17 protein-coding genes are annotated in these 16,998 nt (G+C 69.0%); 6 read left to right on the forward strand and 11 right to left on the reverse strand.

The window, feature by feature from the left end:
- Window position 1 precedes the first annotated feature (1 nt).
- On the reverse strand, window positions 2-259 hold the full coding sequence (locus tag IAE60_RS05175) for a hypothetical protein (protein ID WP_162111381.1): 258 nt from the start codon (window positions 257-259) through the stop codon (window positions 2-4).
- A gap of 58 nt (window positions 260-317) precedes the next feature.
- On the opposite strand from IAE60_RS05175, the gene IAE60_RS05180 reads away from it, so the two are divergent.
- On the forward strand, window positions 318-1,094 hold the full coding sequence (locus tag IAE60_RS05180; RefSeq protein WP_187574118.1) for an SDR family oxidoreductase: 777 nt from the start codon (window positions 318-320) through the stop codon (window positions 1,092-1,094).
- Between the two features lie 60 nt (window positions 1,095-1,154).
- A complete protein-coding gene (locus IAE60_RS05185; protein WP_187574119.1) occupies window positions 1,155-2,210 on the forward strand; it encodes a type 1 glutamine amidotransferase domain-containing protein in 1,056 nt (351 codons plus the stop codon).
- Window positions 2,211-2,217: 7 nt separating this feature from the next.
- Here IAE60_RS05185 and IAE60_RS05190 read toward each other — a convergent pair whose 3' ends face one another.
- The 10 genes from IAE60_RS05190 to IAE60_RS05235 all read right to left on the reverse strand — a co-directional run bounded on the left by IAE60_RS05190 (window position 2,218) and on the right by IAE60_RS05235 (window position 12,487).
- Window positions 2,218-2,868 carry a DUF4124 domain-containing protein gene (locus IAE60_RS05190; protein ID WP_187574120.1) on the reverse strand — a complete coding sequence of 217 codons (651 nt, stop codon included), beginning with the start codon at window positions 2,866-2,868 and terminating at the stop codon, window positions 2,218-2,220.
- Window positions 2,865-3,596, reverse strand: a complete 732-nt coding sequence (locus tag IAE60_RS05195; protein ID WP_244966662.1) for a DUF4124 domain-containing protein — start codon at window positions 3,594-3,596, stop codon at window positions 2,865-2,867. Before IAE60_RS05195 ends, IAE60_RS05190 begins: the two co-directional genes overlap by 4 nt.
- Window positions 3,597-3,656: 60 nt before the next feature.
- Window positions 3,657-4,220, reverse strand: a complete 564-nt coding sequence (tsaC, locus tag IAE60_RS05200; protein ID WP_187574121.1) for an L-threonylcarbamoyladenylate synthase type 1 TsaC — start codon at window positions 4,218-4,220, stop codon at window positions 3,657-3,659.
- Between the two features lie 21 nt (window positions 4,221-4,241).
- Window positions 4,242-6,743 carry a DNA topoisomerase I gene (locus IAE60_RS05205; RefSeq protein ID WP_187574122.1) on the reverse strand — a complete coding sequence of 834 codons (2,502 nt, stop codon included), beginning with the start codon at window positions 6,741-6,743 and terminating at the stop codon, window positions 4,242-4,244.
- 203 nt (window positions 6,744-6,946) lie between these two features.
- On the reverse strand, window positions 6,947-7,924 hold the full coding sequence (locus IAE60_RS05210; protein WP_162111255.1) for an RDD family protein: 978 nt from the start codon (window positions 7,922-7,924) through the stop codon (window positions 6,947-6,949).
- A gap of 20 nt (window positions 7,925-7,944) precedes the next feature.
- Window positions 7,945-8,838 (reverse strand): RDD family protein, encoded by an 894-nt coding sequence (locus IAE60_RS05215; RefSeq protein WP_187574123.1) that lies wholly within the window; start codon window positions 8,836-8,838, stop codon window positions 7,945-7,947.
- 51 nt (window positions 8,839-8,889) lie between these two features.
- Entirely contained in the window at window positions 8,890-9,609 is a 720-nt protein-coding gene (locus tag IAE60_RS18910; protein WP_187574124.1) for a pilin, read from the reverse strand.
- A 26-nt stretch (window positions 9,610-9,635) separates the two neighbouring features.
- Window positions 9,636-10,109: a DUF494 family protein gene (locus tag IAE60_RS05225; protein ID WP_185894982.1), complete on the reverse strand. Its 474-nt coding sequence runs from the start codon at window positions 10,107-10,109 to the stop codon at window positions 9,636-9,638.
- A complete protein-coding gene (dprA, locus tag IAE60_RS05230) occupies window positions 10,106-11,284 on the reverse strand; it encodes a DNA-processing protein DprA (protein WP_187574125.1) in 1,179 nt (392 codons plus the stop codon). The genes IAE60_RS05225 and dprA overlap by 4 nt, the downstream gene beginning before the upstream one ends.
- Window positions 11,285-11,362: 78 nt before the next feature.
- On the reverse strand, window positions 11,363-12,487 hold the full coding sequence (locus tag IAE60_RS05235; protein WP_187574126.1) for a LysM peptidoglycan-binding domain-containing protein: 1,125 nt from the start codon (window positions 12,485-12,487) through the stop codon (window positions 11,363-11,365).
- A 132-nt stretch (window positions 12,488-12,619) separates the two neighbouring features.
- On the opposite strand from IAE60_RS05235, the gene def reads away from it, so the two are divergent.
- The 4 genes from def (at window position 12,620) to IAE60_RS05255 (ending at window position 16,928) form a co-directional block, all read left to right on the forward strand.
- Entirely contained in the window at window positions 12,620-13,132 is a 513-nt protein-coding gene (gene def, locus IAE60_RS05240; RefSeq protein ID WP_162111249.1) for a peptide deformylase, read from the forward strand.
- Between the two features lie 118 nt (window positions 13,133-13,250).
- Window positions 13,251-14,171: a methionyl-tRNA formyltransferase gene (fmt, locus tag IAE60_RS05245; protein WP_187574127.1), complete on the forward strand. Its 921-nt coding sequence runs from the start codon at window positions 13,251-13,253 to the stop codon at window positions 14,169-14,171.
- 56 nt (window positions 14,172-14,227) lie between these two features.
- Window positions 14,228-15,463 carry a 16S rRNA (cytosine(967)-C(5))-methyltransferase RsmB gene (rsmB, locus tag IAE60_RS05250; protein ID WP_244966707.1) on the forward strand — a complete coding sequence of 412 codons (1,236 nt, stop codon included), beginning with the start codon at window positions 14,228-14,230 and terminating at the stop codon, window positions 15,461-15,463.
- 214 nt (window positions 15,464-15,677) lie between these two features.
- On the forward strand, window positions 15,678-16,928 hold the full coding sequence (locus tag IAE60_RS05255; RefSeq protein ID WP_187574128.1) for an O-antigen ligase family protein: 1,251 nt from the start codon (window positions 15,678-15,680) through the stop codon (window positions 16,926-16,928).
- Window positions 16,929-16,998: the final 70 nt, after the last annotated feature.

Genomic DNA, 16,998 nt, shown 5'->3' on the forward strand with positions numbered 1-16,998 from the left:
CTCAGGGCGCGCTGGCGTTGCCGGCGGCGTCGGCTTCGGCGGCGTTCGTGCGATCGGCCGCCGCCTGGACCTGCGCCTCCACGGCCTCGGCTTTCTGGATCGGTGCCTGCATCGCGTCGCGCAGTTCCGTGCCGCTGGGCGTCGTCGATGCGGTGGCCTGCGGTTCCGGTGGCTCGTCGGTGGGCGGCGGCTCCGGTGCGTGGCAGGCCGTGGCCAGCAGGGCGAGCGAGGCGATCAGGGCGAAGCGGATCCCGGGCATGGCGACGATCCTCATGTGACGTGGCGCTATGCTACGCCCAACGATGAAGGAGACGCACGTGGCGGCGAACCGGTGGCGACTGGAGGGACAACTGGCGCTGGTGACCGGCGCCAGCGCGGGCATCGGGCTGGCGATCACGCGCGAACTGCTGGGCTTCGGCGCCGATGTGTTGATGGTCGCGCGCGACGCGGACGCACTGCAGGACGCGCGCCAGGACTTGGCCGAGGAATTCCCCGAGCGCGAGATCAGCGTGCTGGCCGCCGACGTGGCCGATGACGAGGACCGCCGTGCCATCCTCGACTGGGTGGAAGACCACGCCGAAGGCCTGAACATCCTGGTCAACAACGCGGGCGGCAATGTCACCCGGGCCGCGGTGGACTACACCGAGGACGAGTGGCGTGGCATTTTCGAGACCAACGTATTCTCCGCCTTCGAGCTGTCGCGCTACGCGCATCCGCTGCTCACCCGGCATGCCGCTTCGTGCATTGTCAACGTGGGCAGCGTGTCGGGCATCACCGCCGTACGCAGCGGCGCGCCCTACGGGATGACCAAGGCCGCGCTGCACCAGCTGACCCGCAACCTCGCCGCCGAATGGGCCGAGGACGGCGTGCGCGTGAATGCGGTGGCGCCCTGGTACATCCGCACGCGCCGCACCTCCGGTCCGCTGTCGGACCCGGACTACTACGACGAAGTGATCGCGCGCACGCCGATGCGTCGCATCGGCGAGCCGGAGGAAGTCGCTGCCGCCGTCGGATTCCTCTGCCTGCCCGCCTCCAGCTACATCACCGGCGAGTGCATCGCGGTGGATGGCGGGTTCCTGCGCTACGGGTTCTGATTGACGTTCGTTTGATGCGTGCCCGCTAGCGTGTTCCCGTCACAGAGCGGGGACACGAAGATGGGACGCTGGATCAAGCGGGTCGCGACGGCGTGTGGTGCGCTCGTCCTGGTGGTATGCATCGTCGGCTTCGCGTACATGCGCGCACTGGACCTGGACAGCCAGCCGCCTGCGGGCGCGCGCAGCACGGTGGCCGACCTGGACTTCATGCGGGCGGCGGTGCACGGGTCGCGTGGCCGCATCCTCGCCGTGGTCACCAGTACCTCGCACTTTCCCGGTGGCGAAAAGAAGGCCGGTTTCGAACTGACCGAGCTGGCGCGTGCGTACTACGTGTTCCAGGCCAACGGCTACGAGGTGGACATCGCCAGTCCCCGCGGAGGCGCACCGCCGATGCGGCGCGATGACGAGGACATGGTGGCCACCGACTTCGCCTTCCTCAACGATGCCGGGGCGCGACGGAAACTGGCCGCGAGCCTGCGCGTGGCCGACGTGGATGCGTCGCGTTATGCCGCGGTCTACTTCGTCGGCGGCAAGGGGACCATGTTCGATTTTCCCGGCGATCCCGGCATCCAGCGCCTGGTGCGCGATGTGTACCAGCGCGGTGGTGTCATCGGTGCCGTCTGTCATGGCCCGGCCGCGTTGCTCGACGTGGTGCTGGACGACGGCACGCCGCTGCTGCGTGGACGTCGCGTGGCGGCCTTCAGCAACGCCGAGGAGCTGTTCCTGATCGAGGATGCGCGTTCACGATTCCCCTATCTGCTCCAGGACCGCATCCTGCAGAAGGGCGGGCACTACGTGGAAGGCCCGATGTATCTGGACAACACGGTCGTCGACGGCCGCATCGTCACCGGGCAGAACCCGTGGTCGACCTGGTCCACGGCGGAGGCCATGGTGCGTGCGCTGGGCCATGTTCCGGTCGCCCGCGCGCCGGGGCGGGACGAGCAGGCGGTGCAGGTGATGACGGCCTACCACCGGCACGGCATCGCGGCCGCACGCGAGGCGAGGGCTGCGTTGCCGGAGGCGGACAAGCGCCTGTTGCTGATGCACGCCCTGGTCGCGGCCATGCAGGGGCGTGCCGGCGATGCGTGGCATCTCCAGGCGCTGGCGCTGGGCTGACGCGGAACTACTCTCCGCAGTCGCTTTCGGACAGGATGCGCGCCACGCGCTCGTACTCGGCGCGGTTCCTGTCGACATTCTCGCGGCGCGCGAAACGCCAGGCCACTTCGGTTTCGTCGCGGCGCTTCTTCCATGCATCGCACAGCGCGCCGTCGGGCACGCGGGCGCAGGTGTCGCGCACCACTTCGCAGGCCTGGCCGGCGCCGCCCTGCGGGTTGCCGTCCAGTCCGGTCGTGCGCAACGCTACGCAGCGCGAGGCGGGCTCGCTGTCCTCGGTGACGTAGGTGTCCTTGTCGTAGGTGGTGCACTGGAACAGGACCGGTGGCGGCAGGCGGGGAGCATCGGCCGCGGCCGCGGGCGCGGCGGGTGCGGGTTCCTGCGTCGCGGGTCGGGTCGGAGTGGCCGGTTGCATCTGTGCAGTGGTCGGTGGCGAAGCCGAGTTCGCCGCCGCCATCGGCACCGTGTTGACGCCCTGCAGCGTGCGCTGCTCCTGCTTCATGCCCTTGGGGCACGGTGCATTCTGCAGCGTCAGGGCGCCGCTGGCGTCGGTGCAGCGGTAGATGACGACGTCGCCGGCCCGGGATGCGGGCGCGAGGGCGGCGCCGAGGAAGGTCGCCAGCAGCAGCCGGCGGGCGTAGGGAGCGGGGATACAGCTCATGGGTTCCTGCAGTCGTTGGCGATGCGCGCGTCGATGTCGCGCTGTTCCAGATCCAGCGCACGTCGTTCGCTCGACATCGCGCTGCCGTAGCGCCGGAGTATTTCATAGCGCCGGTCGGACAACCGTGCACAGACTTCCGATTGCGGCAGCGCGTGGCAGGTGTCGCGGATCCATACGCCACCCGGCGCGTAGCCGGCACCACCGTGGCCCGGCCGGGGCGGATGGGGCGGGCGTGGCGGTCGGGGATCGCCGCTCTGGAACGACAGCGTGCCGTTGCCGATGGATACATTGCCCGACACGCTGGCGGAGCCCGTGTGGCGGTCGCGCGGCCACGCAGGATAGCCGGCCGACCAGTAGGGCACCCAGCGCGGATTCCCTTCACCATCGTCGCTGGTGTAGGTCTCGCCGTCGGGCGTCACGCACTCGTACAGGGGGCGGGGCGGTGTGAGGTACACCACCTGGACGGTGGTGTTCGGGACCGGTGCGGCCGGCGTCGGCGTCGGTGCGGGCGGCTGCGCCGACGGCGCCGGATCGCGTGGACGTTGCATGGTGCGGACATCCTGCTGCTCGCCCTTCAGGCAAGGGGAGTCGCGCAGCGTCAGCGCGCCACTGGCATTCGTGCAGCGGTAGATCGTAACGTCGGTCGTGGCGGCCGGCTTCGACACCTGCGCGGAGGACGGCGTCGGGATCAGGAGGACCGGCAGCAGGAGCAGGGCAAGGCGCGGCATGCCGCCATGGTGCGCGCGTAGACAGGGGATGGAAAGCCGGGCGCCGTGAACGGCCGCCGGTCATTCACGCAGCGCTTGGCCGGTCAGTGCGTCGCGGATGGCGGTGGGACGAGCCAGGCCGCCGGTCTGGCCGGGCACGATGGCGTCCACGCGTGTCAGCAGGGCCGGGTCCAGCGCGTCGGAGTCGCTGACGGCAGGCTGGCCGCTCAGGTTCGCGCTGGTGGACACCAGCGCGCCGCCATAGGCCTGGCACAGGCCGACCACGGTGGGATGCTGGCTGACGCGCACGGCGATGCCGCGATGCTGGCCGGTGATCCAGCGCGGCGCCTGCGCGGTGGCGGGCATCACCCACGTGTACGGGCCCGGCCAGCTCGACAGCACGTCGGCCAGGCGGTCGGTGGGCACCGCCGCGACATCGATCAGCGGCTTGAGCTGTTCCAGTGTGGCGGCGATCAGGATCAGGCCCTTCTCCACCGGCCGCTGCTTGATCGCGAGCAGCCGGTGCACGGCGCCCTCATCGAACGGATCGCAACCCAGGCCCCACACGGCTTCGGTGGGATAGGCGACGATGCCGCCGCTGCGGATCACTTCCGCGGCTTCCTCGATGGTCCGTTCGATGGGCATGGCGTGCATGGTGGCAGGAGATCAGAACGGTGCGTCGTCTCCGGCAGCGGCCTTGGCGACGGATTTCTTCGCCACTTTCTTGGTCGCTGCCTTCTTCGTCGCGGTCTTCTTGGTGGCTTTCTTCGCCGCCTTCTTCGCGGGCGCTTTCTTGGCCGCCGTCTTCTTCGGCGCCGCTTCCTTCTTCACCGCCACCTTCTTCGCGGCGGCCTTCTTGGCGCCGAAGCCGCGACGCACGGGCTTGCCGGTCTCCTCCAGCAGCTTCTGCACTTCCTCCAGCGTCAAAGACGCCGGCTCGCGGTCCTTCGGGATCTTGCCGTTGAGCTTGCCATCGCTGATGTACGGTCCGAAGCGACCGTTAAGCACCTGGATGTCGCTGCCGTCGAATTCCTTGATGATGCGGTTGCGTGCGATCTCTTCCTTCTCTTCGATCAGGAACACCGCACGCGCCAGATCGATCGTGTACGGGTCGTCTTCCTTCTTCAGCGAGGCGTAGGTACTGCCGCGCTTGGCGAACGGACCAAAGCGGCCGATGCCGACGCTGACTTCTTCGCCCTTGTCCTGGCCCAGCTTGCGCGGCAGCTTGAACAGCTCCAGCGCGTCTTCCAGGGTGATGGTGTGCATCGATTGGCCGGGGCGCAGTGAGGCGAACTCCAGCTTCTCGTCGGTGTCCTTGTCGCCGATCTGCGCGTACGGCCCGTAGCGGCCCAGGCGCACGCTGACCGGCTTGCCGGATTTGGGGTCGGTGCCCAGCTCGCGCGCGCCGGTGGCTTCGCTGCGGTCGACGCTCTCGGCCTTCTCGTCGACCAGTTCCTTGAACGGGCCCCAGAATTTCTCCATCAGCGGAATCCACTCTTCCTCGCCACGGGAGACGGCGTCCAGCTCGTCCTCCAGCTTGGCGGTGAAATCGTAGTCCACGTATTGCGTGAAGTGGCCGGACAGGAACTTGCTGACCGCGCGGCCCACGTCGCTGGGCTTGAAGGCGCGGCCTTCCATTTCCACGTACTTGCGGAAGATCAGCGTCTGGATGATCGAGGCGTAGGTGGACGGACGGCCGATGCCGTATTCCTCCAGCGCCTTGACCAGCGCCGCTTCGGTGAAGCGCGGCGGCGGCTGGGTGAAATGCTGGTCGGCGTGGATGCGGTCCAGCGGCACCGAATCGCCAGGCTTCATCGGCGGCAGCTTCCGGCCTTCGTCGTCGTCCTCGGCGTTCTTCTGGTCCTTGCCTTCCTCGTACACGGCCAGGAAGCCGGGATCGACCACGGTGGTGCCGCTGGCGCGGAAGCTGTGCTGGCTGCCGGCGGCCAGGTCGACCGACACGGTGTTGAGCGTGGCCGGCACCATCTGGCAGGCGACCGCGCGCTTCCAGATCAGGTCGTAGAGCTTGCGCTCGTCGTCGCTCAGGTAGCGGGCGACCTGCGCCGGCGTGCGCAGTGCGCTGGTCGGGCGCACCGCTTCGTGCGCTTCCTGCGCGTTCTTGGACTTGGTGACGTAGACGTTGGGCTTGTCGGGCAGGGCCTGGGTGCCGAAATCGCGCGCGATGACGTCGCGGATCTCGGCCAGCGCCTCGGCGGACAGGCTGACCGAGTCGGTACGCATGTAGCTGATCAGGCCGACGGTGCCTTCCTCGTCGCCGATGTTGACGCCTTCGTACAGCTTCTGCGCCACCTGCATGGTCTTGCGGGTGGTGAAGCCGAGCTTGCGCGAGGCTTCCTGCTGCAGCGTGGACGTGGTGAACGGCGGCGCCGGACGACGCTTGCGTTCCTTGCTGCTGACATCGGTGACGTGCAGCGAACCCTGCGCGGCCTGCTGGATGCGCAGGCGTGCGGCTTCGGCGGTGTCTCCGTCGGTGACGGTGAACTGTTCGAACTTCTGCCCGTCCAGTTTGGTGAGCTTGGCGGTGAAGGCCTGGCGCGGATGCGCGCACTCGGCTTCGATGCTCCAGTATTCGCGGGCGACGAAGGCTTCGATCTCCTCCTCGCGCTCCACGATCATGCGCAACGCCGGCGACTGCACGCGGCCGGCGGACAGGCCTCGCTGCACCTTGCGCCACAGCACCGGCGACAGGTTGAAGCCGACCAGGTAATCCAGTGCGCGACGCGCCTGCTGGGCGTCGACCAGGTCGCCGGCGATCTGGCGCGGCTGGGTCATCGCCTCCTTGATGGCGCGGGGGGTGATCTCGGTGAACACCACGCGGTGCAGCGGCTTGTCCTTCAGCAGGCCGCGTTCCTTCAGGATCTCCGCGATGTGCCAGCTGATGGCTTCCCCTTCGCGGTCCGGGTCGGTGGCCAGGAAGATGTCGTCGGCACCCTTGGCGGCCTTGGCGATGGCGTCGACGTGCTTTTCGTTCTTGTCGATCAGGTCGTATCGCATCGCGAACCCGTTGTCCGGGTCCACCGCTCCTTCCTTCGGCACCAGGTCCCGGACGTGGCCATAGGACGCCAGGACGGTGAAGTCCTTGCCGAGGTATTTGTTGATCGTCTTGGCCTTGGCGGGCGACTCGACGATGAGCAGGTGCTTGGGCATGTCAGGGGTTCAGGGGAGTTCGGGTGGGCCGTCCGGGGCCGGCTAGGGTGGCCCAAATGCGGGCGCCAGAGAAGCGGACGCCCGGGGCGCGGGCCCCGGGCGTTCAGATTTCCTATTTATAGTGGTGTCACGGCCGCACCGGCCTGTCAAGCCGGTAGCCAGGGCCGGGCCGGGTTCCGTGACCCGGGTCGCCCCGTGGCGGCTCAGCGACCCATCGAGGCCAGCGCGGCGAAACCCACCACCATCAGGATGAAGGCGCCCACGAGCAGCACGCCGCCCAGGATCAGCACGACCAGGGCCACCGTGCCCAGTTCCTCGCGCTGGCGCTCGGGCTGGGCGGTGAAGGCCCACTTGTCGACCACCAGGGTGTCGCACATCAGGTCGTGGAGCCCCTGCTTGCGTTCCGTGAAGGCGGCCATGATCAGGCCGATGCAGAAGATCAGGCCGCTGAGCAGGTAGGCCCAGTAACGGCCGAAGCCGCGCAGGAAGCTGATCTTGTCGCCGTCGGTCCTTACCACCTTGATGCCGATGGCCAGTTTGCCGGGCGTCGCGCTCAGGCCGGCGGTCGAATGGAACCACGCGTAGGCGATGGCGGTGAGCAGGTACGACGTGATCGTCTCGCCCGGGTTGAACACCTGGGTCGTGAAGGAGCTGCCGGCGCCCATCAGGCCACCGACGATCATGGCCACGATCGCGACGGGAATGCCGATGGCGAAGGCGTCGATGATGCTGGCCGCCACGCGCTTCCAGAAACCTGCGTAGACCACATGGCCGTCTTGCACGCGCGCCGCGGAACGCGGCTCGACCACATCGGCCCGGGGCGCGGCGTAGGGCGATGCCGCCGTGGCCGCAGCCGCCACGGCACCCACCGGGCCCGTCTGCACAGGCGTGTGCTGGGCGTAGCTGGGCTCACTGGCCGTGAACACCGCACGTCCGGTCAGTGGCCGTTCGGCCACTGGTTCGGCCGCGGGCTCGGGAGTCGGGGGCGCAGCGACGGGCGCGGGCGCGGCAAGGCCGAGTTCGCTGCCGAGTTCCCCCAGCGGCGTCCACTGGCCCATGCCTTCGCGCCAGGCCAGCGAGGCGTCGTTAAGCGCGCCGCTGCGATGCAGCTTCACCAGCGCTTCCTGCGGCACGGGGCCCTGGCGCTGGCGCAGGTTGTCGACGTAGTACCACTCGGTCATGCGGGGTCTCCGTGGATCTTTCAGGATTGCAGGGCCATCGGAACGACGATGGCGGCGATCACGGCGATGAACATCAGGCCGTAGAGCACGCCGGCGATCGCCAGGATGACCTTGGTGACGGTCCCCAGTCCGCGCTGCTGCCAGTCCGGGTGCGCCGTGTACGCCCAGCGGTCCACCACCAGCGTGCCCACCACCATGTCGTGCAGGCCCTGCTTGCGTTCGGTGAAGGCGGCGATCAGGTAGCCGACGTACAGCGTGATGTAGTTGAGGAACACGGCCAGCCAGCGCAGCAGCGCACGGCCCAGCGTCAGGCGGCGACCTTTGGTATCGGTCACCTTGATGCCGACCGCCATCTTGCCCAGCGTGGCCTGCTTGCCCGACGATTCGAAGCCGGCGTAGTACGCCGCGCTGATCACCGGGTACAGCAGGTAGACCAGCGCCATCATGCCGAACATCGCGGCCATGCCCTCCGTGCTGTCCTGGTTGCGCAGCAGCAGGCTGCCGCCGATGCCCAGCACCACCACGGCGACGATCAGCACCAGGTAGTAGGCGAAGCCCACCACCATCGAGTCGATGAACAGCGCGGCCAGGCGTCGCCAGAAGCCGGCCAGCACCACGTCGCCGCCGGCGACAGGCTGCTGTTCGGAGGCGAGCGGGGCGGTCGGTGGCGCATAGGGCGCATCGGCGGCGGGCGACGTGGCGGACCCTGCCGGCATGGCCGGCATGGCCGGCGTGCCGAGCGCGACGTCCAGCTCGGACGCCATCGACGCCAGCGGTTGCCACGTCTCAAGGCCGTCGCGCCAGACCAGCGAATGGGCAGCCAGACGTTCCGCCCGGACGTGTCCGGCCAGTTCCTCGGCGCTGAAAGGCCCCTGCCGCTGCCCTTGGGCATCGGCGTAATACCAGTGCGTCATTCCTTCATTCCCCGGTGCAGGGCGTGGCGCGCGTCGCCACGCCGGCGTCGATCAGCCGCGGCAGTCCAGTGGCAGGTACTTGTCGTCCACTTCCGACGAGCAGTGCCACTGTTCGTTGTCGCTGCCGATGTCCCACCACAGCTTGCGCCCATCGATCTGCGCATTGCCGGTGTTGCCGAATTCCAGTTCGAACCCGCACGTACCGTCGTCGAACTCGCCGATGGTGGCGCGGGTGACGTAGGTGCCGGCATAGCTTTCGGGCGCGCCGAAGTCGCCTTCGCCATTGGTCGGGCAACGGCCCTGGTCGAGGCGGAACATCTGCACGTCGACCTTCAGCGCCTGGACCTCGGCATTGGCCTGCACGATCTTGGCGCGCAGCGTGTAGTCGTTGTAGGCCGGGATGGCGATGGCGGCCAGGATGCCGGCGATGCCGATGCACGGCACCACCATGACGGCGGCCACGATCAGCGCGATCTTGCCGCCGGACATGCCGGGCTTCTTCGCTGCAGGCGCGGGCGGCAGGGAGGACTGCGCCAGGGGCGCAGCGACCGGCGGTACTGGAGGCGGTGGTGCGGGGGCGACATCGACCGGCGCCGGATCCAGGCCCAGTTCGTCGGCGAAATCGCGCAAGGGCCGCCATTGCGGCAGACCTTCGCGCCAGACCAGGTCGCCCAGCGCGATGCGCCCGAAACGGTAATGCGTGACCAGCTCATCCGCCGTCACCGGACCGTGCTGTTCACGGTTCCGGTCGGCGTAATACCAACCCGACATGCTTCCCCCAGAAGCGGATCAACGCCTCAGTGTACCGGTTCGGGCTCGTCGGCAAACATCTGGGTTTCCATCCAGGCGTAGGCGGCCTCCGAGCCGGGCTGGTTGAACAGCACCATCAGCACGACCCACTTCAGGTCGTCCAGGTCCAGTTCGTCCTGGTCCAGCGCCATGGCGCGGTCCAGGACCAGCTCGCGCTGGTCCGCATCGAGCACGCCATGCTGTTCCAGGAACAGCAGGAAGCCACGGCACTCCACGTCCAGCTTCTCCAGCTCGGGACCATGGAAGACCCGGGTGGGGCCGCCCACGCGGGGCGTGGAGGCGGCCGGCCGCTGCTCGGCCAGCGCGTCGAGCCAGTCGAAGGCCTTGCTGATTTCGGCGGGGCTGAAACCGGCCTGGATCAGGCCGTTCTGGAGAGAGTCGCGGTCGCGGACCGGGTCCGCGTCTTCGGTGAAGTAGTGTTCGAACAGGTACAGCAGTACATCCAGGATGCTCTCTTTCATTGCCCCTCGGCCTGCGTCGTGGACGCTGTGGAGGTGAAGAAACCGGTCTTTCTCTGGTATCGGCCGTGCTCGGCCGTTACTAAGCCATCCAGTTCCATGACCAGCAGCATGGAGGACAGTTCCGCGGCCGTCAATCCAGTGCGTGAGACGAGCTGATCCATACCTGTTGGGTCATGGCCGAGCCCGTCCCACAATCGCTGGTAGTCAGGGTCGAGACGGCAGGACGTCTCGCCGTTGCCTGCGATTGCCCCGGATTCAGCCTGCCCAAGCCGCACGCGCAGCGCGTCGGCCAGATTGGCGGCCAGCGGCGCCAGGGCAGTGATGATCTCGGTGGCGTCCTCCACCAGTGCCGCGCCCTCCCGGATCAGGCGGTGGCAGCCGCGGGCCCGGGGATTGTGGATCGAGCCGGGAATTGCGAACACCTCGCGACCGGCCTCGCCCGCCTGGCGCGCGGTGATCAGTGCGCCGGACTGCTCGGCCGCTTCCACCACCAGCGTGCCCAGGGTCAGGCCTGCCAGGATCCGGTTGCGGGCGGGGAAGTGGGTACGCAGGGCGGGGGTGCCGGGAGGATGCTCGCTGACCACGGCGCCTTCGCGTGCCAGGCGTTCGCGCAGCCGCTCGTGGGCGGGTGGATAGGTGAGATCGGGGCCGGTCCCGACGACGGCAAAGGTGGTCCCCGGCCCGCAGGCCAGGGCCGCCTCATGCGCCTCCGCGTCGACGCCGCGCGCCATGCCGCTGGCGACCACGATGCCCGACGCCGCCAGTCCGCGGGCGAAGGCATGTGCGTTGTCACGGCCGCCGCTGGTAGGCGTGCGGCTGCCCACCACCGCCACCGCCGGTCGCCACAGCAGGGCAGGGTCGCCGTCGATGAAAAGCGCCAGCGGCGGGCTGGAAATCGTGCGCAGCGGTGCGGGGAAGTCGGCGTCGTGCCAGCCCACCAGGTGATGGCCGGGGACCTGCAGCCACTCCCGCGTGCGCGCCAGGGCTTCGCTGACGGCCCGATCCTGCAGGGCCGCGATTTGCGCCGGGTCCAGCCCGGACGCGCGCCATGCGCCTGCACCCGCGGCGAGCGCCGCCGCAGGTGAGCCGTGGCGGTCGAGCAGGTGTCGCCGGCATTGGGCCGGGCCACCGGCCAGTACCAGCCGGGCCAGGGCGGTCGCATCGTCGAAGGACATGCGGCCAGCGTAGGGACGAAACGACGACGGCGCCCTCGGGCGCCGTCGCGGTATTGCGTAGGATTTGCCCGACCCGGGTCAGTAGGTCGCGTCGGGGTGCTTGAGCTCATAGCCCACGCGGGTGGCTTCCACGCCCTCCATGACCAGCGCGTAGCTGACCTTGTCGAAGGTGCGGAACACCATGGCGTGGCTGGCATACTCGTCCGGCAGGCTCACGCGGCCGGCGCCCGACTTCGGCGACTCGCTGATGCGCGAGGATTCCGGATGCGCCATGCGGTTGGCGGTGTGGCTGCCGTTGCGCCAGATCGAGAACACCGTGCCGTTGTCCACGCCGTCCAGGCGGCCGCCGGAGATGGCGATGACATCGCGCGGGCCGCCGGAGGTGAGGGCATCGGCCACGGCCAGCACGCGCAGCTTGCCGGCCGGATCGCGGGCGGGCGGATGCGGGAAGAAGTGCAGGTCGTACGGCTGCGCATCGACCGGGATCAGGCGGTCGCCGACGCGGATCTCATGCCCGCCGATATCGGCCACCAGCGTGCTCACCTCGGTACCGGGCACCACGCCGCGGGTGAACGTGGCCACGTTCACCTTGACCAGTTCGTAGCCCAGGAACGCGCCCTTGCCGGTCTGCTCGGTGATGTCCTTCCACATGTCCACTTCGCCACGGATCGTCCTGCCGCGGAAGTCCAGGTCCTGCGAGCGCGGATTGTCGGTGAAGCGCGCGCTGGGACGGACCACCGTGAAGCGCTGGCCCGGCTGGGCGCCGTCCAGGCCGCGCACGTAGATGTTGTGGCCGCCGGAGCTGCGCAGACGGTCTTCGTCCAGGCCGGCCACGTGCGGCAGGCCCTCGAAGCTGTCCACCACGCGGCGGTCCTTCAGGAACGGCTCGATGTCGGACAGCGGGATCGCATTCAGCGGCGCTTCCTCGCGCGGGCCGGGCTGCACCGCCACGCGGTCCAGGTAGGCCAGGCTGATCACGTCGCCGGGATAGATCAGGTGCGGGTTCTGGATCTGCGGGTTGGCCTGCCAGATCTCGGGCCACAGCCACGGCTTTTTCAGGAAGCGGGCCGAAATGTCCCACAGCGTGTCGCCGCGCTTGACCACATAGGTGTCGGGATGGCCTCCCGCCATCTCGGCGGCAGCCGCATAGGTGCCGACGGTCAGCACCGCGACGGCGAAAACCGTACGAAAACATTTAAACATGGCGGTATCTACCTGATTCCCCGACAGGTGGTCCGCACTATAGTCCAGAAAACCCGGCGCAACGCAAGCGCCCGCGTTAGAATTCGTGAGGCCTTGCCGGATTCCACTGGCGCCCCCATCCCGAGACGTACCATGGCCCTGCTCCCCATCCTCGAATTCCCCGACCCCCGCCTGCGCACCAAGGCCGTGCCGGTGGAGGCCGCAAATGTGACGACGGCCGAATTCCAGCGCCTGCTCGACGACATGTTCGAGACCATGTACGACGCGCCGGGCATCGGCCTGGCCGCCAGCCAGGTGGACGTGCACCAGCGCTTCATGGTCATCGACATCAGCGAGGAAAAGAACCAGCCCCAGGTCTTCATCAATCCGGAGCTGAGCGACAAGGCCGGCGAACAGGTGTACCAGGAAGGCTGCCTGTCCGTGCCCGGCATCTTCGCCGACGTGACCCGCGCCGACGAGATCACCGTGCGCTTCCTCGACCGCCAGGGCCAGCCGCAGGAGTTGCGGGCCGACGGCCTGCTGGCCGTCTGCATCCAGCACGAGATGGATCACCTGGACGGCAAGCTGTTCGTCGATTACCTCTCGCCGCTGAAGCGCGAGATGGTGCGCAAGAAGCTGGCCAAGCAGCGCAAGCACGTGGCGTAAGGCGGCGGGGTGGGAACGGGGAACCGGGCATGACGGTTCGCTGCCGCGCCGGCGGTCCCGTCGCCGCCAGTGCCGCCGCTTTCCATCCTCCGTTCCCCATTTTCCATTCCCTGCCTCCATGAGAATCGTCTTCGCCGGCACGCCGGCGTTCGCCGTGCCCAGCCTGCGCGCCGCGCATGCCCACCATGAAGTGGTGGCCGTCTACACCCAGCCCGACCGGCCCGCCGGCCGAGGGCGCGGGCTGACGCGGTCCCCGGTCAAGCTGGAGGCGATCCAGCGCGGCATTCCCGTACTGCAGCCGCTGTCGCTGAAGAAGAAGTCGACCCAGGAAGCACTGCGCGAAATGCAGCCCGACGTGATGATCGTGGTGGCCTACGGCCTGATCCTGCCGCAGGCGGTGCTCGACATCCCGCAGTACGGCTGCTGGAACGTGCATGCCTCGCTGCTGCCCCGCTGGCGCGGCGCGGCGCCGATCCAGCGCGCCATCGAAGCCGGCGACGAGGAGACCGGCGTTTGCCTGATGCAGATGGAGGCCGGCCTGGATACCGGGCCGGTGCTGCTGGCGCAGAGCCTGGACATCGGGCCCGAAGAAACCGGCGGCCAGTTGCATGACCGTCTGGCCGATCTGGGCGCCCAGGTGCTGCGCGATGCGCTCGGGCTGCTGCGCGCAGGCGTCCGCCTGCCGCCGCATCCGCAACCCGAGGCCGGCGTCGTCTACGCGCACAAGCTGGACAAGGCCGAAGCCCGGCTCGACTGGACGCAGCCGGCCGACGTGCTGGCGCGCAAGGTGCGCGCCTTCAATCCCTGGCCCATCGCCGAAGCCCAGGTCGCCGGCGAACGCCTGCGCATCCACGGCGCGGTGGCGGTGGAGCAGGCGCATACCGCCGCGCCCGGCACGCTGCTGGCCGCCAGCCGGCAAGGACTGGACATCGCCTGCGGCAGCGGCGTGCTGCGGTTGCGCGTGGTCCAGCGCGAGGGCGGCAAGGCGATCACCGCGGCGGACTACCTCAACGCCCGGCGCGACCTGGTGACGCCGTGACCACCCAGGCGGGCGTCGCGGTGCGGGTCATCGCGACCCGTGTGGTCGATGCGGTGATGCATCGCGGCCGCTCGCTGAAGGCCGAACTGGCGGCCAATCTCCCCAGGGTGGAGGACGCCCGCGATCGCGCGCTGCTCGAGGCGATCTGTTTCGCGGTGCTGCGTTCCCGTGCCCGCAGCGACGCCGCCCTCGCGGCCTGGATGCCCAAGCCGCTGGGACGCAGCGAAAACGAACTGCGCGCGCTGCTGCATGTGGGCTTCGTCCAGGTGGTGGTGATGGGCCTGCCCGCCCATGCAGCGCTGTCGGCCACCGTCGAGGCCGTGCGGGCACTGGGCCGCCCCCACCAGGACAAGCTGGTCAATGCGCTGCTGCGACGCGCGCAGCGCGAGGGCTTGCCGGCGGCGCCGTCCGATGCCCTGTGGCCGGCATGGCTGCGACAGCAGGTGCGCCAGGCCTGGCCGGCGCAGGCCGATGACATCTTCGCCGCCAGCCAGCAGGAGGCGCCACTGTGGTTGCGGGTCAACCGGCTGCGCGGCAACCGTGACGCCTATCGGCAACGGCTGCTGGACGCGGGCATCGAGGCGGAAGTTCCGGACGGCGTGCCGGACGCGCTGCTGCTCCGCGCCCCGGTGGCGGCGACGGGCCTGCCCGGATTCGCCCAGGGCGATGTGTCGGTGCAGGATGGCGCCGCGCAACGCGTGGCGGACCTGCTGGACGGGCTGCCCGCGGGTGCGCGGGTGCTGGACATGTGCGCGGCGCCGGGTGGCAAGTCCGCGCATCTGCTCGAGCGCGACCCGACGCGGCGTCTGCTGGCGATCGATGTGGATGCGCGCAGGCTCCAGCGCGTGCGTGAGACCTTCGATCGCGTCGGTGTGCAGGCCGACATGAAAGCCGCGGACGCGGCCGATCCCTCGGCATGGTGGGACGGTGAGCCGTTCGATGCGGTCCTGCTGGATGCGCCCTGTTCCGCCACGGGCATCGTGCGCCGCCAACCCGATGTGCTGCTGCATCGGCGTGCCGACGACCTGGTGGCGCTCACCCGCCTGCAGGCACGCCTGCTCGATGCCGCGTGGCGGGTGCTGCGTCCGGGCGGGTGCCTGGTCTACACCACCTGCTCGATCCTGCGCGCCGAGAATGCGCTGCAGTTGGGGGCATTCCGCGCACGCCACGCCGCGGCGCTGGTCGAGCCGCTCGATGAAACGTGGGGGCATGCCGATGGGGGTGGTCGACAGCGGCTGCCGGGCGAATGCGATATGGACGGATTCTTCTACGCCGTCCTGCGGAAAGCGTGATTCGCGCAGCAGTACGCGGTAACGCCACGCGCGTGGTGATGCACTGTTGACGGTCCCTTCCCTGAGTGCGCGATACTGACGACGAAGACAGGGTATCGCTGTTCACCTCGCCTTGACGTGGCGGGAACGGAGTAGGTGCAGACTCCGTCGTCATGGTCGGTTCGCACACGCTGCCTTCATGAACGTGTCGTCGCACAGGGAAGGATCCACGGCAATGCAAGGCAGGAGCCATCGTCGACAGGATGTCGCGCGCGTGTTCGCGTGGCTGTCAGGATTCAGTGCCCCTGCCTTGCTGGTGGTGCCCAAGGGACTGGGTGCGTTCGGCATGCTGATGCTGGTGGCCACACTGCTGGCGCTGCCGGATGCCTGGCGTGGTCGTGACGCGCGTACGCCGCGTGCCTTGCATCTCCTGCTGGGTACGGCGCTGGCCGTCCTGGCCGTCGCCGCGCTTTCCATGTGGGGCAGCGGCGCCGACCTGTCCGCGCTCGACAATCCCTCGCGCGCCTTGCTGCTGCCGTGGTGTGCCTGGCTGGCATGGTCCACGCGCATGCGCGCGACGAGTCTCTGGTGTGGCGCGCTGGCGGGACTGACGCTTGCGTTCACGATCTCGATGGCACAGGCGTCGTGGGGCGTGGAGCGCGCGGGCGGCGAGGCCAACCCCATCGTGTTCGCGAACGCCGTGCTGGCGCTGCTGGTGGTGGGCGTGTTCTGCCGGCCGGCACGCAACGGGTTCCCGATGCAGTTGCTGCTGGCCGCGCTGGTGGCACTGGCCGTGGTTGCCGTGATCCTCAGTGGCAGCCGCGGCGTGCTGCCCGGTCTCGGGCTGGTGGTGCTGATGCTGCTTGCCGGCAACGAAGCACGGCATCGCGGGTGGCGGCTGGGCGCGACCGGCGTCGCGCTGGCGCTGCTGCTGGCCGCGTTGTGGACGGTGCCGTGGCTGTCGGCGCAGTTCCGGTTCGACCAGTTGCACGCGGACGTGGCGGGTTACGCGCAGGGCCAGGTGGACCAGCCGATCAGCGCGCGGCTGGCATTGTGGTCGGTGGCGTGGGATGCATTCCGTGAGGCGCCGTTCACGGGCGTGGGGATCGAGGCCTTCAAGTCCCGGGTCGACGCCAGCCTCTACTGCCAGGGCGCGTCACGGCATTTCTGCGGACTGGAGCATGCGCACAACGATGTCGCGCAGTGGGCCGCCACGATGGGAATTGCGGGTCTGGCCGTGCTGCTGGCGCTCTATGGCGTGCCGCTGGCCATCGCGATTCGTCAAATCCGCCGTAAGCGCTTGCACGCACCCGTCGGTCCCTCCTGGGCCGCGGGAATGCTGGTGTTCGCCTACCTGGTGTCCGGGCTGACACAGTCGATGTTCTCCCATGCCCTCAGCACCAGCGCCTACGTGGTGCTGGTCGGACTGTTGCTGGGCATGGGGATGGCGCCTCGCGACGCTGCGGAGGAAAACGGCTCGGAATAGCGCTGCCCGCGCGAGATAGTCAGGAAGGCGTGAGGCGTCCGTTCGGCGCAGTCCATCCGGGCACAGGATG

This window comes from Pseudoxanthomonas mexicana (assembly GCF_014397415.1).
Classification (GTDB): domain Bacteria; phylum Pseudomonadota; class Gammaproteobacteria; order Xanthomonadales; family Xanthomonadaceae; genus Pseudoxanthomonas_A; species Pseudoxanthomonas_A mexicana.